Source organism: Ignavibacteriota bacterium (assembly GCA_016713565.1).
Taxonomy (GTDB): domain Bacteria; phylum Bacteroidota; class Ignavibacteria; order Ignavibacteriales; family Melioribacteraceae.
This window is the reverse complement of sequence record JADJOX010000007.1, coordinates 154,693-171,014: the sequence shown is the minus strand read 5'-3', so window position 1 is coordinate 171,014 and position 16,322 is coordinate 154,693. Positions and strand designations below refer to the sequence as shown.

Annotated in this window: 18 protein-coding genes; 4 read left to right on the top strand and 14 right to left on the bottom strand. The window is 30.8% G+C overall.

Annotated features, from left to right (window positions below; translation table 11 throughout):
* Position 1: 1 nt before the first annotated feature.
* From IPK06_07775 to sucD, 7 genes are all read right to left on the bottom strand, one after another.
* Positions 2-964, bottom strand: coding sequence for a hypothetical protein (locus tag IPK06_07775; protein ID MBK7979892.1), 963 nt, complete (start codon positions 962-964; stop codon positions 2-4).
* Positions 961-3,204, bottom strand: a complete 2,244-nt coding sequence (locus tag IPK06_07770; protein MBK7979891.1) for a TonB-dependent receptor — start codon at positions 3,202-3,204, stop codon at positions 961-963. Before IPK06_07770 ends, IPK06_07775 begins: the two co-directional genes overlap by 4 nt.
* Before the next feature lie 107 nt (positions 3,205-3,311).
* Positions 3,312-4,343, bottom strand: a complete 1,032-nt coding sequence (locus IPK06_07765; protein MBK7979890.1) for a hypothetical protein — start codon at positions 4,341-4,343, stop codon at positions 3,312-3,314.
* A gap of 15 nt (positions 4,344-4,358) precedes the next feature.
* The gene (locus tag IPK06_07760; GenBank protein ID MBK7979889.1) at positions 4,359-5,618 is read right to left on the bottom strand and encodes a DUF1343 domain-containing protein; all 1,260 of its coding nucleotides are present in this window, start codon (positions 5,616-5,618) and stop codon (positions 4,359-4,361) included.
* Positions 5,585-6,121: an NUDIX hydrolase gene (locus IPK06_07755; protein MBK7979888.1), complete on the bottom strand. Its 537-nt coding sequence runs from the start codon at positions 6,119-6,121 to the stop codon at positions 5,585-5,587. Before IPK06_07755 ends, IPK06_07760 begins: the two co-directional genes overlap by 34 nt.
* A 74-nt stretch (positions 6,122-6,195) precedes the next feature.
* The gene (ndk, locus tag IPK06_07750) at positions 6,196-6,627 is read right to left on the bottom strand and encodes a nucleoside-diphosphate kinase (GenBank protein ID MBK7979887.1); all 432 of its coding nucleotides are present in this window, start codon (positions 6,625-6,627) and stop codon (positions 6,196-6,198) included.
* Positions 6,628-6,805: 178 nt separating this feature from the next.
* Entirely contained in the window at positions 6,806-7,687 is an 882-nt protein-coding gene (gene sucD, locus IPK06_07745) for a succinate--CoA ligase subunit alpha (protein ID MBK7979886.1), read from the bottom strand.
* A gap of 142 nt (positions 7,688-7,829) precedes the next feature.
* Between sucD and IPK06_07740 the strand changes: the two genes are divergently transcribed.
* The 3 genes from IPK06_07740 (at position 7,830) to IPK06_07730 (ending at position 11,548) form a co-directional block, all read left to right on the top strand.
* Positions 7,830-8,363, top strand: coding sequence for a hypothetical protein (locus IPK06_07740; protein MBK7979885.1), 534 nt, complete (start codon positions 7,830-7,832; stop codon positions 8,361-8,363).
* Positions 8,364-8,705: 342 nt separating this feature from the next.
* Positions 8,706-10,895 carry a T9SS type A sorting domain-containing protein gene (locus IPK06_07735; protein ID MBK7979884.1) on the top strand — a complete coding sequence of 730 codons (2,190 nt, stop codon included), beginning with the start codon at positions 8,706-8,708 and terminating at the stop codon, positions 10,893-10,895.
* A gap of 242 nt (positions 10,896-11,137) precedes the next feature.
* Positions 11,138-11,548 (top strand): hypothetical protein, encoded by a 411-nt coding sequence (locus IPK06_07730; protein MBK7979883.1) that lies wholly within the window; start codon positions 11,138-11,140, stop codon positions 11,546-11,548.
* 136 nt (positions 11,549-11,684) lie between these two features.
* On the opposite strand, the gene IPK06_07725 is transcribed toward IPK06_07730, so the two are convergent.
* From IPK06_07725 to IPK06_07695, 7 genes are read right to left on the bottom strand one after another with little or no spacing between them, the layout of a single operon-like run.
* Positions 11,685-11,879: a hypothetical protein gene (locus IPK06_07725; GenBank protein ID MBK7979882.1), complete on the bottom strand. Its 195-nt coding sequence runs from the start codon at positions 11,877-11,879 to the stop codon at positions 11,685-11,687.
* A gap of 55 nt (positions 11,880-11,934) precedes the next feature.
* The gene (gene gatA / locus IPK06_07720) at positions 11,935-13,341 is read right to left on the bottom strand and encodes an Asp-tRNA(Asn)/Glu-tRNA(Gln) amidotransferase subunit GatA (GenBank protein ID MBK7979881.1); all 1,407 of its coding nucleotides are present in this window, start codon (positions 13,339-13,341) and stop codon (positions 11,935-11,937) included.
* Between the two features lie 15 nt (positions 13,342-13,356).
* Positions 13,357-13,545 carry a twin-arginine translocase TatA/TatE family subunit gene (gene tatA / locus IPK06_07715; protein ID MBK7979880.1) on the bottom strand — a complete coding sequence of 63 codons (189 nt, stop codon included), beginning with the start codon at positions 13,543-13,545 and terminating at the stop codon, positions 13,357-13,359.
* Between the two features lie 14 nt (positions 13,546-13,559).
* Complete coding sequence (gene purQ, locus IPK06_07710) at positions 13,560-14,252, bottom strand: phosphoribosylformylglycinamidine synthase subunit PurQ (GenBank protein MBK7979879.1); 693 nt, start codon at positions 14,250-14,252, stop codon at positions 13,560-13,562.
* Complete coding sequence (gene purS / locus IPK06_07705) at positions 14,242-14,499, bottom strand: phosphoribosylformylglycinamidine synthase subunit PurS (GenBank protein MBK7979878.1); 258 nt, start codon at positions 14,497-14,499, stop codon at positions 14,242-14,244. The genes purQ and purS overlap by 11 nt, the downstream gene beginning before the upstream one ends.
* A 35-nt stretch (positions 14,500-14,534) precedes the next feature.
* Complete coding sequence (gene pssA, locus IPK06_07700) at positions 14,535-15,233, bottom strand: CDP-diacylglycerol--serine O-phosphatidyltransferase (protein ID MBK7979877.1); 699 nt, start codon at positions 15,231-15,233, stop codon at positions 14,535-14,537.
* Between the two features lie 2 nt (positions 15,234-15,235).
* Positions 15,236-15,883 carry a phosphatidylserine decarboxylase family protein gene (locus tag IPK06_07695; protein MBK7979876.1) on the bottom strand — a complete coding sequence of 216 codons (648 nt, stop codon included), beginning with the start codon at positions 15,881-15,883 and terminating at the stop codon, positions 15,236-15,238.
* 112 nt (positions 15,884-15,995) lie between these two features.
* Here IPK06_07695 and IPK06_07690 point away from each other — a divergent pair, with 112 nt between their 5' ends.
* A complete protein-coding gene (locus IPK06_07690) occupies positions 15,996-16,322 on the top strand; it encodes a YbaB/EbfC family nucleoid-associated protein (GenBank protein ID MBK7979875.1) in 327 nt (108 codons plus the stop codon).

The window sequence follows — 16,322 nt, the reverse complement described above, 5'->3', positions numbered from 1 at the left end:
TCTAATTCTCTGTTAAACCGGCTATATATCCAAAAGACTGAATGTAGTCAATACTAAATTTTATTGCAAATCTTTGCTTTATAAATGAACCGAATATTCCTTTTCCGCCCGTAATGTTTGAATAATCACTTTCATTTACGGTTATTGAAAATCCTTCACCCAATTCTGTTTTTGATGCATAATACGCAGTTAAATTTTTATCATATACCAAAATTTCAAGAATGAAAGCAAGAATTGTATAATTTGACTTGTCCGGATCACCTTCAGAAATTTCATTTAACGCTCTATTAAACGCGTCCATCTCAACTCTAATGGTTTTAGCGTATGAAGGTTCCGGAAAATAGGGGACATAACGTGAATTTTCCAGTACATAAGCTCTTGGAACTTCTTTCTCATACCGTACTTGTTTTCCGTTTTCATTCTTAAAGTAAACAAATAAAAATCTTGCCGCGGAATAAAGCTGATCATCGGCTGATTCCCAATAAACAGCCACATCGTTTTTATTTACAGGTGGAATTAAATCATCGCTTGAAAATAAAAATGACACTTTTTTCGGAGTTTTTGTAACTGCCTTAAGTCTTCGTCCGTCATTTAAGATGGCTTCAATTTCATATTCCGTATCGGGTTTTGTTAAAAAATTATTGTTAAAATAACTTGTAACTTTTTGATTTGAATTTTCATTTTTTTGCAGAAGTGTATCTGAAAATATTTTTACAGAATCATCGTAGAAAATACGAATGTAAGCATCTTTTAATGAATGATCATTTGTGTCTGATTTTGGACTGAAATTATCAACGAAATAATTTTTAGATAAAAATGCGGTTTGATTTGACCTGTCGTTTTTTAAAACACAGTTTAAAATAAAAACATCATCGCCTTTTACAAACGGATTGAGATCATCTTCACAACTTATATTAAACAGCAATAGAGTAAATAAAGAAAAATATTTTATCAATTTTTTCACAATTCAACCTTTAATGTAGCAGTTGGTAAAAATGGAAGCATGTTTACTCTTTCTCCGGTATCACGATTGAAGTATAAAATATTTTTCCTGTCGTATACATTCAAAACACTCGCGTTGAACGTTAAATTCAAACCAAAGATACTTAACTTTTTGGATAACGTTAAATCAAGTCTATGATAATCTGGAAGCCGTGCTAAATTTTTATCACCCAAAAGCGTATAGGGGAGCGTTGAATCAAAATAATTTTCGTTAAAGTAAATATCATCTATATAGTATTTGTCGTAATATCCTGTTAACTGTGTATAAGGCAAACCGGAATTGTAAATCCACATTGCTGAAAACAACCAGCCATCGCCGATGTTTAAGGCGAAGCCAGTATTGAAACTATGTCTAATATCATATTTGGGATAGTAAACCCAGTTATCAACTGTTTTATATGACCATGAATTTGAATACGATGCAGTAATATTTATAAGTTCATTATTAAAGCTTAACATCGTTTCCCAGCCGTACGATTCGGAATTTCCTTCAATAAAATCACGATCCGAATCATAGATCTTATTCTCGTTAACAACAGGGAGATTTTCCGTAAATTTATAATAAACTTCTAAATTCAAAGTTAGGTTCTCTGTAAATCTTAAAGTCATTCCGCCTATATAATGTGTTGAATTGGTCGGATTAAGGTAATCCGGTGTAATTAACCAAGGTTCAAACAATGTAAGAATCTGATCTTCTTTAGTAAGTGTGATTAAATCCTGCTGATATTTACCCCAAGCAAATTTTAAAGAAACCTGCGGAATAAAACTATATGTGATGTTAATTCTTGGATCAATTGTACTTCCGCTGTTACTCGATAATTGTGCAATGTTTAATCTTGCGCCAAGATCAATACCAAGATTATCAAACCTTAATAGTTTGTATTTTGCGTATGCCGCAATTTGACTTCCCTTTGAAACTACATCGGAAACAGCGCCTCTGCTGTTTTCCAATCTCAATTTTGTTTTTATATCCTTTATATCGAACCCGACCAAAACTTCATCGCTGCTGTCGAAAACATAATTGAAATTACTTTTGAAAGAAACATCTCGTACATCATTTAACTGCGGTTTAACGTTGCTGAGTTTTGGAATTATTTCGCCTTGATATGTGCTGAGCGTTATACCAATATCCCAAAAAACTGGACTGTTAGCCGCGACTTGAAACCATTTTATACCAAACAAATTATTTTTCCATTTGTAATCTTCCGATAATTCGCTTTCTCTATTTATATTATCCTGGCTCGAAAATCCGTGCAGAGTAATTTTTGTTCCATCACTAATTTCCTGATCTGAGTAATTAACTTTGAAAGAAAAATCATAAAAATCCAATGGAACATCTTGGTTATTTAGAAATTTTTTAAATATACTGTTGGAATAAGTCTTTCTGCCGGAAAGTATAAATGACCCGGATGGAATTGGACCTTCTACCAAAACTTTAGCTGTAAGAAAACTTAACGAACTGTTTGCGTTAAATTTATTTTTATTTCCGTCTTTTGTAATAATATTTAATACAGATGATACTTTTCCGCCATATTCAGCAGGAAATCCTCCTTTATATAATTCCATACTGTTCACAATTTCAGGATCAAAAATGCTGAAAATACCAAGCGCATGAAAAGGATTATAAATTGGTGAACCATTCAACAAAACTAAATTTTGATCTGCGGAACCGCCTCTTATATAATATCTTGATGAAATATCACCTGTTGTTTTTACGCCGGGCACATACTGCAAGGATCTAAACAAATCTGTTTCAACACCTTGGGGCAAAGCCTGCAATTCCTTAATAGAAATTACCTGAAGTCCAACATCTGTTGCATTTGTTTCAATTTGTTTGCGACCAACTTTTTCAACTGTCTGCAATTCAAAACTTGATGGATTTAATGCAATATCAATTTTAGTAACTTTTTTTGATTCAACAATGAGTTTTAATTCTCTGTTTTCATAACCGACATAACTCGCGAGAATTGTGTAATTTTTATTTGCAGGAACAGATGAAAAAATAAAATAACCGTCGCTGTTAGTTGAGGTACCTTGCTGAAGTTCTTTTATTAAAACATTAGCGTATAAAAGAGCTTCGCCAGTTTTTGAATCTGTTATTCTGCCCCTAACTGTTCCGGTATTTTGAGAAAAAATATTTAGCGGAATAATGATACAAGCAATACAAATATGAAATAATAAATTACGCACCAAATGGTTCATCAACAAATTTTCCGATGTGCCGACATTTTAAAGTTCTATATTAAATAACAACTATAATTTTGCAATTCAGTTAAAACAAAAAAATGCAAAAAGAAATACACATTTTGTTAAAGCAGTTTCACAGTATTGATATTAGTCGAATTATCAGTTTTTCTGTTTTGCTTTAACTGGTTCTTGCTGTCCATACCTTCCATTAACATCGACATCTGCAAATTTGTTTTCGATTCAGAAAACTCGACCAAGCCTCTTGTATTATTGAATTTAACTCTTCCGCTGCCATCTAATTTTGGAGTATCGAATGTATATTTAATTTTATTTTCAGTTACAACATTATTTCCTTTTACGTTCATCAGCAAACTTGAAGTAATATTTGCAACTGTATCTTTATCAAAGTTCAATTCTTTTATTTTAAATACCGCTGTGTTTTCAACATCAAATACTGCTAACGGAGTGTTAAACTTAAGTTCCCAAGTTGAATTAACTCCAACTTCATCTTCAGATATAACTTTGAAGACTTGCTGAATTAAAGGCATAAGTGTTCCGTTGGCAATATTAAATTTCATTTTTTCTTTTGTCGCGCTGCTTAAAGTATCCGGGACCTGCTGAATTGATAAAATATTATTTACTATTTTTTCGATTTTATCAACCTTAGTAACTTGTCCAATATTATTAACATAAATTCTAAAAGGAACTTTTTTTACAGCTTCATAATCAACAAACTGAATTTTTTCACGTGTGCTGTAAATATATTTTGAATCGTATTTAATATTTTGTTTGTTGAAATTAGATTCGGCGGAAATGGATGCAATAGTTGACGTTAATTCCGTTCCTTCAATTTCCGAAATATTATTTACAACAAAATTGAAAACGTAAGTTACGTTTTGCTTAATTAAATTTGTCAAAGTTGTATCGGCAGAAATAGATTCCGAATTTACAGAAGATGTATTAAGCATATAACTGAATTTATCGCCTTTTTTAAATTTGTAGCTAAGATGAATTTTGGGTCCAATAACTTCTTCTTTTTCAACATTACCCCCAACAGTAATACTATCTTTTTGTTCCGATTTACTTTTATCTTTATCATTGCTGCAAGCCGCAAATCCTAAAATCAATACAATTATAAAAATTTTTAATTTCATTTTATTCCCTAAGTTCTAATACAATAAATATTTTTTTCTAATTTTCTTAAACTCGTTTAATTTAGTTTGATATAATTCAATAATTTCATTTGGAGTTTTACCAGAAAGTATGTTTTCCCTAAAATTGTTGGAACCCCAAAGTCTATCTATTGAACTTTCCCTAAACGAAAATTTTTCAGGGTATAATTTATGAAATGTATATATCAATTTTATAGAAATTTCTATGGGATTTAATTTATTTCTATCAGTTGTTTTAATTAAAATTCCATTACATTTTTCGTTTTTATACTTTGGATTTGATGACATATTTGGTATTTCTACCGGAGTAAAGGTTGTATCTTTAAATTTCAAACCTGTTACATCAAATTTATTTATCTCATTTATAACTTCATTGGAATTGATATACGGGCTTCCGATCAATACAAATGGGGAATATGTTCCTCTGCCTTCTGAAATATTTGTTCCTTCTATCAAGCATAATCCGGGATATATAACGGCCGTTTCCAAATTTGGTATATTCGGACTTGGATTTATCCATTTCAAATTACAATCATCAAAATAAAATTCGCGTTTCCAATTCTTCATTTTAATGATTGTCAAATTCGCCGGTTTTTCGGTCTTTAAAATTTCCGGCTGATTAAAATAATTTGCCAACTCGCCAATTGTCATTCCATGCTGAATAGGTAAATTTGTAATTCCTACAAAAGATGAAAAATTTGTATCAAGCATTGGTCCATTTACTGTAATTCCATTTATCGGATTTGGTCTGTCTAAAATAATTATAGGAATATTGTTTTCCGATGCGGATTGAATAGCATAATACATTGTTGAAATATATGTGTAAAATCTTGCGCCGACATCCTGAATGTCAAAAATCAATAAATCAATATTTTTCAAATATTCTTTAGTAGGTTTATGGATATTTCCATAAAGCGATTTAATTGGTATTCCGGTTTTTGTGTCGGTACTGTCCGAAATTAAATTCCCATCAGGTAAATTTCCTCTAATTCCGTGTTCCGGACTGAACAATGTTGCGATTTTAATATTCTCTAATTTTGAAAGAGTATCAACTAAATGAATTCCGTTTTTTAAAATCGCGGTGTGATTTGTTATAATGCCGAGATTTTTATTCTCAATTAAATTTAAATTTTCTGTAAGAAGAACATCGGCTCCAGTAAGAACAAAATTTTTGTTCTCTATTTTTTCCGTGCACGAAAAGCCAAATATTATAAAATTAAAAATCAGTAAATAAAATATTTTTTTGCCAATTGCCATGCTGATAATGTTAATCCGTCCCAAATTATATTTTCAAAAATTTTATTTTCAAACTCTTCAACCGTTAATTCTAATAATTCAAATTCTTCCGTCAAATCAGATGGAAGGGGAGATTTTATCAAATCGGTTGCAATAAAAACAGAACAAATTTCGTTGGAAACACCGGTATAAGGTGAAAACTCACCGACAAATTTAAGATTACCGCTTAAGCCAGTTTCTTCCCGCAATTCCTTTAACGCGTTTTGTTCCCTTGTTAGATTTCCGTCAATTGAACCGCAGGGAAATTCCAAACTTTCTTTTTGATTTAAATATCTGAATTGATTTGTAAGTAGAATTTTCAAATTGTTCAATTTTGGAATTACCATTGTGGAACCGGGAGAGTGAACATAATGATATTCACTCTTTACAACTCCCTCTATTTCAAATTGGTCTAATTTGTAAGTCCAATGTTTATTTTGGAATAAAACTTTTTCGTTAAGTTTATTCCATTTTTTTAATGCCATTAAAAATTATCCTAAAAAATAAAACCTCCGGGGTTTATAACCTCGGAGGTTTAAGAAATTTTGGTATTCTTTTATTAGAAACCGTTATTTTCCAACAACTCTTTTTTGGAGAAGAAATGTGAAATTTCTATTGCCGCATTTTCATCTGAATCTGAACCATGTACAATATTTCTTTCAATACTTTCGGCATAAAGCTTTCTAATTGTTCCCGCTTCCGCGTTAGCCGGATTTGTAGCACCGATTAATTTTCTGAAATCTGCAACCGCGTTTACCTTTTCCAATGCTATGGGAACGCAAGGTCCTGATGTCATATAAGTTAATAAATCTTTGAAGAATGGTTTTTCTTTATGAATCGCGTAAAATCCGCCAGCCGAATCATTTGTTAACTTAACCATTTTCATTGCTAAAATCTTGAATCCGGCTTCATTTATTTTTTGAATTACTTGTCCAATTAATTGTTTTTCAACGCAATCCGGTTTTAGAATTGCCAGTGTTCTGTTGCTCAAAATATTACTCCATAATTGTTTTTATTGTTTATTAATCTTCTACTCTATGAACTTAAAGCTTTCCTATAATTGAGTTAATCTTGCTTATATTCATCTAATTATTATTTTTAACCTTTAATTACCTTTCCAATTTTAAAATGGCAGGAAATGTATATGTTAATAATTTTTTAACCTATTTTTATTTGCCTAACTTATTTAATGCTTTCTGCATAGTAATTCCAATTTCAGCCGGACTTTCAACAACGTGTATTCCTGCTTTTTTCATTACTTTCATTTTTTCTGAAGCTGTACCTTTTCCTCCCGAAATAATTGCTCCGGCATGTCCCATCCTTCTTCCCGGAGGCGCGGTTTGACCCGCTATAAATCCAACAACAGGTTTTTTAACATTTTTCTTTATAAATTCTGCGGCGGTTTCTTCCGCGTTGCCGCCAATTTCACCTATCATTACAATTCCTTCAGTATTCGGATCATCATTAAATAATTTTATTATATCAATAAATTGTGAACCCACAACCGGATCTCCGCCGATTCCCACGCAAGTTGATTGACCGATATTTAAATCACTTAATTGCTTAACAGCCTCGTAAGTTAAAGTTCCGCTTCTTGAAACAACGCCAACTTTGCCTTTCTTATGAATAAATCCCGGCATAATTCCAATTTTAGCTTTTCCAGGAGAAATAATTCCCGGGCAGTTTGGACCGATAAGTCTAACATCTTTATTTTTAATTGCATTAAAAACTTGAACCATATCCTTAGCTGGAATTCCTTCTGTAATACAAATTATAAGTTTAATTCCGGAATAAGCGGCTTCAAGAATTGCGTCGGCGGCAAATGCCGGAGGAACAAAAATTACAGAAGCTTCAGCTTTTGTTTCTTTAACGGCGTCGGCTACAGTATTAAAAACCGGAACTCCAAGATGTTCTGTTCCGCCTTTTCCGGGAGTAACACCGCCAACTACATTTGTTCCATATTCTATCATTTGTCCTGCATGAAATGAACCTTCACTTCCTGTAATTCCCTGCACAATAACTTTTGTTTTTTTCTCAAGTAAGATGCTCATTAGAAATTCCTTGATTTTTTTTATATTAAATTTGATTTAAAATTTAATAAAATTTTGAGTAATATTTTAAAAGAATTCTAATGTATTATTTAATTCATAATTGAAAGTGAAAAATTATAATTAAAAAAATAGCTGACGTTTTATGAAAACTATTGCTTTATTATTCATTTTAATATTAACCAAAGCAAACGCACAGCAATATGCGCAACAGAATTTAGGGGATAAAATTAGTATTTCAGCAATGGGCGGATTCCTTTTAGGTGATAAGAGATTTTATCCGAATTTTAACACAACTTTTTCTTTGGGATATTACTTAACAAGCAGCAACACCTTTTCTTTAAATTATAGCCCGGTTTACTTAAAGAGTAATAAATCTAATGAACCGTTTTTTTATGTCAATGGTGATACTTTAACTAAAAACGAAACAACTATTTTTAATGAATTACATATTTTACTCAGTCATAGAATTATCCATAATATTTGGTTTTCTTGGGGAGCCGCACCTTTTGAGAAAACTAGTTTTTTGTTTGGATTGGAATACAAATCTTCAATTTGTCCTCAAGTTGATATAGTGTTAAAAAATCAATTTTTAACAATCGGAAGATATTTTTTAGATGACAATCAAAACTCATTCGCGACCTATAGATTTTCTATCGGTATAGAATTCAGGCCTTAAATTTTTCGAAATATTTTATTATATGAATTGAAGTTTTTAATAACATTTTGAAAAATCCGCTAAGTTAATTTTGTTAAAGTAGAATGAATAAACCTCTGAGGTTTTAAAAACCTCGAAGGTTTCATTTTTCGGTTTTCCTTTTATTAGAAATTCCAAACTAGTCTAAATAACGTAAAAACTCATCCTATAAAAAACTGCGTGAATCAGTTTTAATAATAATTTAAAGATTAGGCCATTATAAAATAACTTGATTGGAATTAAATAATTATTTTTATTTAGTATAAAAATTTAATAATAATAAGTTAAAGAGTTATTTATTAAAAAATATAATGGAGAAAGTTTATGAAACGAATTTTTCTATTTATAGTTATTTTGATTTTTACTAGTAATATTTTTGCACAAGATTCGCTTTGGCAAAATTATTTATGCAGTAAAAGTATAAACGCATTGGCACTTGAAGATTCGATTATTTGGGCAGCGACAGATGGCGGCATAGTTGAGATTGATAAGGTGAATGACAAAACATTTTTTTTCAATAGCTCAAATTCAAATTTATCGGATAATAACATTTTAGATCTTGCGGTAGATTTAAATGGAGATAAGTGGTTTATAACAAGAAAGGATGGATTGTTAAAATATGATAATTACAATTGGACAAAATACAATTCTGAAAACTCAGAACTACCCAATACCATTTTAAGTTGTGTTACCATTGATCATTTGGGAAATAAGTGGATTGGTACAAATGGCGCGGGATTAATTAAATTCGATGGTATTACATGGCAAAAATTTGATCATTCAAATTCCGGTATATCTTCAAACTACATATATTGTATTGAAATAGATAGCGTAAATAATAAGTGGATTGGAACTGACATACATGGATTAGATAAATTTGACGATTCAGTTTGGACAAATTTCAATACATCAAACTCGAATATTCAAGACAATAGAATTAACTCAATAGCATTTGCCCAAAACAATACAATATGGATAAGTTGTGTTAGTTGTATAAGTCAATTAAAAGATAGTATTTGGAATACTTATTATGGTTCCGAAAACGGTATTTATTTTTCAAACCCACCATGCATTTCAGTTGATAAAAATCAAAATGTCTGGTTCGGAACTTTTAATTGGCATTCCGGTAATAATGGTTTGGTAAAATATGATGGGAATTCATGGACTTTAATCAATTCTGCAAATTCATGTTTGCCTGAAAATAAAGTAAATTCAATTATTATTTCTGAAGATAATGAAATCTTGATAGGAACAACAAACGGAATCGCAATATTAAATGATACATCTTGTGAAGTGAAGAATAGACTAAATTGGGGAATTCCAGATAATTTCATAAGTGCAATTGTTAGTGATGAAAATAATATAAAATGGATTGGGACTTTCGGCAGCGGTTTAACAAAATATGATGGAAATAATTGGATTAACTTTAACAGTCAAAATTCTAATTTACAAAATGACTTTATTAATTCTCTTATTGTAGATGATGAGCAAAATATTTGGATTGGAACTAACGATGGATTGTCAAAATTTAATGGAACGGAATGGGAAAATTATAACAGTTCAAATTCATCATTGACAAATAATTTTATCAGTGATATTACTATCGATAATTCAAAAAATCTTTGGATAGGAACAAATGGCAGTGGTATTTTTAAGTTTGACGGAATAAATTGGATAAATTATAATACTAATAATTCTGGACTGTCCGGTAATTCAGTCAGCTGTATTGAGATTGATAATAATGGAAATATATGGATTGGCACTTGGGATGGTCTATCATTATTTGATGGAAACTCTTGGCAAGTTTTTACAACATCAAATTCTGAATTACCGGATAATTACATTTTAACTTTATCTATAGATGACAATAATAATAAATGGATTGGGACATATTCAGCTGGTGTAATAAAATTTAAAGAAAATATTTGGATTAATTTTAACACATCAAATTCCGAGATACCCAGTAATTCGATAAATTTTATAACAATTGACCAGAACCGGCATTTGTGGATTGCAACTGATAAGGGAATGGTAGAATATGATGAAATTAATTGGAAAATTTATAATACGCAGAATTCCGAATTTATTGATAATAATATTCTAACCATTTACATCGATAAAAACTATGATAAATGGGTTGGAAGCTGGAAAGGAGGGCTTACTCAAATAAAATATAATCAAACTGTTGATGTTCGAGAAGCAACTCACAATATTTCAAATAATTTTTATATAATGGGAAATTATCCTAATCCATTTAACCCAACAACGACAATAGAATATTCAATGACGCAAGAAGCAAATGTAAAAATTATGGTTTATAATATAATGGGTGAGCTAGTGAAAACATTGGTATCAGAAATTCAAAATGAAGGAAAACATAAAATAATATGGGATGGAACTAGTAACAATAATTCAAAAGTAACTAGTGGAATTTATATATATAGATTTGAAGCAACTGCACTTAACACAAATAAACATTTTGAAAAATCCGCTAAGTTAATTTTGTTAAAGTAGATTTAATAAACCTCCGAGGTTTTAAAAACCTCGGAGGTTTCATTTTTCGGTTTTCCTTTTATTAGAAATTCCAAACTAGTCTAAAAAACGTAAAAACTCATCCTATAAAAAACTGAGTGAATCAATTTTAATAATAATTTAAAAGATTAGGCCATTATAAAATAACTTGATTGGAATTAAATAATTATCTAATTGTATCAGATTAAAGAATTATTTTTAAATAATTTGTTCGAGAAAAAATTATGAAACGAATTTTTCTATTTATAGCTGCGTTGTCATTATATACTGCTTGCGCAACTGATCCTGAAGTTCATTTCAAATATAAAATAATCGAAATCGGTGAAATTCCCATAAAGGAATTTGAAAATAACTATGGTAAACCTACCGAAATTATTTTTACTAAAAATACATATCCCTATGAAGGAAAAGTTTATTGGGAGCCAATAGGTTACAAAACAATTAAGACTTTTCGCGAGAACGAAGATTTTAATAATAAATTTTGGATAGATACAAATAGTGAACTTGAATCAATTGAAACAATTTGGTTTTCGGGACTTACATTTACAAAAAATGAAATATATGGAGATTTTATGCCTTCAGGGCCAACACTAGATGCGGGGGCGTCATATTTTAAGGGTGTTTTGACAAACTAAATTAAAAGCAAATTCCAAAACATCTTAATAAATGCTACATTAAAAATAAACAATTTGAAAAATTCACTAAGTTAATTTTGTTAAAGTAGAATGAATAAACCTCCGAGGTTTTAAAAACCTCGGAGGTTTCATTTTTCTAATTTAGTTTTGGTTTTACGGGATTTTCTACATCCATATTTCTGAATTTTGATTCCAATCTCGCGGGATCATGTATTAATGTAGGCAAACATTGTGTGCAAATCCATGTTGGTATTTGTGAAAATCTTATTGAAACAAGTGGAATTATCGTTTCATCTCTTTGGCAGTTTATACATTTATGTAAATCAGACATATGTTAATTACTTCCTTATAATTTTTAATTCCAGTAAAATTTGAGAAGCTAAATATTAAATTGTGTTTGCGAAACTCAATAATAAATCTTCTTCAAATTGATTTGCCATTAATTGCATTCCAATCGGCAGTCCGTTATTATCGAAACCAACCGGAATATTTAAACCGGGAATACCGGCTAAATTTGCCGAAGTAGTGTAAATATCGCTTAAATACATTTCCAAAGGATCACTGGACTTTTCGCCAATTTTAAAAGCGGTTGTGGGTGAAGTAGGCGTTAAGATTAAATCAACTTCTTTAAATGCGTTTTCAAAATCTTCTTTTATTAGTCTTCTTACTTTTTGCGCTTTGCGATAATAAGCGTCGTAATATCCGGCGGATAATACATAAGTGCCGAGCATAATTCTGCGTTTAACTTCCGTACCGAATCCTTCCGATCTGGATTTGGTATACATTTCTTTAAGTCCGACTTTCTGCTGAGTTCTGTAACCGTAACGTGCACCGTCAAATCTTGCCAAGTTTGATGATGCTTCGGCAGTTGTTAAAATATAATAAGTGGCGATTGAAAATTCCGTCATTGGTAAATTTATTTCTACAATTTCAATTCCTTTGGATTTGATGAGCTCAATTTTTTTATCAATCGCAGATTTTACTTCCTCATTCAAACCTTCAGCAAAATACTCCTTAGGAATTCCAATTTTAATATTTTCTATATCTTTTTTTAATGAAGAATATTCAGGAACTGTAACATTTTCAGAAGTTGAATCATTATTATCAAAACCTGAAAGAACTTCGTGCACTAGTGCGATGTCGTATATATTTTTTGCAAATGTACCAATTGAATCAAAAGAAGAGGCAAACGCATTCAATCCAAATCTTGAAACTCTTCCATAACTTGGTTTCATCCCAAAAATTCCGCAAAATGCGGCAGGTTGACGAATTGAACCACCGGTGTCAGTTCCAATTGCGACATCGCATAAATTTGCCGCAACTGCCGCTGCCGATCCGCCGCTCGATCCACCGGTTACATAATTTTTATTAACAGGATTTTTTACTGGTCCGAAGTATGAATTTTCATTGGATGAACCCATAGCGAATTCATCGCAATTTGTTTTTCCAATAATAATCGCGTCTTCATTTATCAGTTTCTGAATTGCGGTTGCTGTATATAAAGATTCAAAATTACTTAAAATTTTTGATGAGCATGTAAGCGGTTTATCTTTTATTGCCAAAACATCTTTAACGGCAATTACCATTCCCGCAAGTTTACCCGCAGTGCCATTTTTTATTTTGCTTTGTATTAACTCAGCTGAATTTACGCAATCTTCAAAAATAAAATTGAAAGCATTTAAATCTTTGTTCTGCTCAATTTGATTTAGGAAAAATTCAACATTTTCTAAAAGCGATAATTTTCCGGATTTAATTAATTCTAACTTTTCCGAATGATTTTTATATATAGACAATATTAGTAATCCTAATTATTTTTTAGAATTAACATCGTCTTTTACATCTTTAATATCGTCTTCAACTTCTTTAATTGCTTTCTTAAATTCTTTCATACCTTTGCCTACGCCTTGTGCAAGCTCAGGAATTTTCTTAGCGCCGAATAAAAGAATTATTGCAACTATAATTAAAATGATCTCTGTTGCGCCTAAGCTTCCAAACATAATTACCTCAATTTTTATTTTAATTTATTGACAATCGATTTAAAAATTAATTGTCCGTCTGTATTATTTAATATTGATTCGCAAGCTCTTTCCGGATGAGGCATCATACCAAGTACATTTCCGTTCTTGTTTGAAATTCCGGCAATATTGAGTTTTGAACCATTTGGATTTGAGTTTTCATCTGCAAATCCATACTCATTTACATATTCAAAAATTATTTGACCATTTTCTTTTAATGAATTCAATGTTTTCTCGTCGGCAAAATAATTACCTTCACCGTGAGCGATTGGAACTTTAATAACATCTTTATCAATTTGATTTGTAAAAATTGAATTTTTATTCGCAACTTTTAAGTAAACGTCTTTACAGACAAATTTTAAAGATTCATTTTTAATCATTACACCGGGCAGCAGACCGGCTTCCAATAATACTTGAAATCCGTTACAAATTCCAATTACAATTCCGCCTTTATTTGCAAAGGAAATTACAGATTCCATTATTGGCGAAAAACGCGCGATTGCTCCGGTTCTTAAATAATCACCGTAAGAAAATCCGCCGGGAAGAATAATTACATCGGAATTTTTTAATTCTTTTTCTTTATGCCACAAAAATTCGGCATCATAACCCAAAACTTTTTTAACGGCAAAATACGCATCGTGATCACAATTTGACCCGGGAAATTCTACAACTCCAAATTTAGGCTTCATTTACTTCTTCAATTTTAAATTCAAAATCTTCCATTATAGGATTGCTCAATAATTTTTCCGAATATTCTTTAATTTCATTTTCGGCCAAATTTCTATCGTTTGTATTTACAAAAAACTCAACATATTTGCCAATTCTTGTCTTTGATACATTTGAAAATCCTAAAAGTTTTGCGCCTTGTTCGGCGGCTTTGCCCTGAGGATCAAGAATATCTTTTCTTGTTCTAATAATTACTGTTGCTTTATACAATTTGATCTCAATTATGTTTTAAAAAAGTGAAATATTTATTTTAGAATTTTTTTTGCAATATGTCTTATTATTCCAAATAAAACAATACCCAATATTATATAAAATAAAGCAGTTCCATCTGTTAAAAACGTTAGAACTAAACCAATAATTGCCAAAACTAAATAATAAGGTTTCCCTTTTAATGTTGTTTTGTTAAGCTTGGGAAATGCCGAATATTTTATATTGCTTATCATTAAAAACGAAAGAACAAAAACTAAGGGAATAGAAACATAAAATAAAGGTTTAATAAATTCTCCGTTGTTATAAACATAATAAACAAATATTGCAACAGTAATTGCGGAGAGCGGAATCGGTAAACCTTTAAAATCGCTTTTTGTTTCCAAATCTTCAATTTGCGAATTGAATCTTGCCAATCTTAAAGCTCCGAAGATCAATAAAAATGAGCTTATAATTATTCCTATACCATTCAGTTTATAAAAATGAAAACTAAAAATTAAAAACGCCGGAGCCGCACCGAAACTTACAATATCCGCGAGTGAATCCAATTCAACGCCAAATTGGCTTGAAGTTTTTAGTAAGCGGGCTACAATACCATCGATCAAATCGAAAATTGCCGCGGCAAATATCATTACTGCGGCTAATTGAAAATCCCCTTTACTGGTGAAAATTATTGATAAAAATCCGCTTAAAAGACTTAAAGCAGTAATTGAATTAGGAATATAAGATTTTTTCATTTTTAATTTATCTCAAACAAAATTGTTTCACCAGCTCTAGTAATATCACCCTCATTAACTAAAATTCTCCAGCTTTTTGGAACAATAACGTCAACTCTGCTGCCGAACTTTATCATTCCAAATCTTTCACCGGCTTTAACACTATCGCCAATATTTAATTCATAAACAATTCTTCTGGCAACCATTCCGGCGACTTGCGTAAATAATACTTTACCGAATTTTGATGTAATACCTATTTCGGTCCTTTCGTTTCGTTCATCTGCTTTATCATGATAAGCAACTAGATATTCGCCTTTTATATATTTTAAAAAATCAACTTTTCCATCAATAGGGATTCTATTTACATGAACATTTAAAGGAGACATAAATATTGAAATTTGAGTTGCTTCCTCGTTTAGAAATCTTTTTTCCATTACATTTTTAATAAGTAGTATTTTTCCGTCAGCGGGAGAAACAACAATATTTTCAATTTTTGGAGTTGTTCTATCCGGATCTCTGAAAAAATTTAAAGTAAATATTAAAATAAAAAGTCCCAAAAAAAATAAGGGAAAACGGATAATGTTAGTTTCTGCAAAAATTGAGAAAAGAATCAGCAAAAAAGAAATAAATGCCGAAATTCCTATTGTTGGATATCCGTACTTTGTTAGCATGTTTGTAATTCAAAAAAATTGAAAAAACAAAAGTAATATATTAATACAAGAATTTCATTAAATTTAATTTTGCAAATAAGAACTTTGAAAAGAAATAAATTTTGGAGGTTTAATGAAAGGAAATATGGCTGGAATGATGAAACAAATCCAGAAAATGCAAGCAGAAATGCAGAAAGCGCAGGAAAATTTGGCAAATAAAACCGTAACCGCGGAAAGCGGCGGCGGAATGGTAAAAGCAACCTGCAACGGTCAAAAAGAATTGGTTTCCTTACAAATAGATGATGAAATTGCAAAATCCGGCGATAAAGAAATGCTGGAAGATTTAATTGTTGCCGCCGTAAATAAAGCTTTGGAATCCGCCGGAAAAATGGCTGAAGAAGATATGGCAAATATTACAAAAGGAATGATTCCTCCAGGTTTAAATATTCCGGGATTTTAA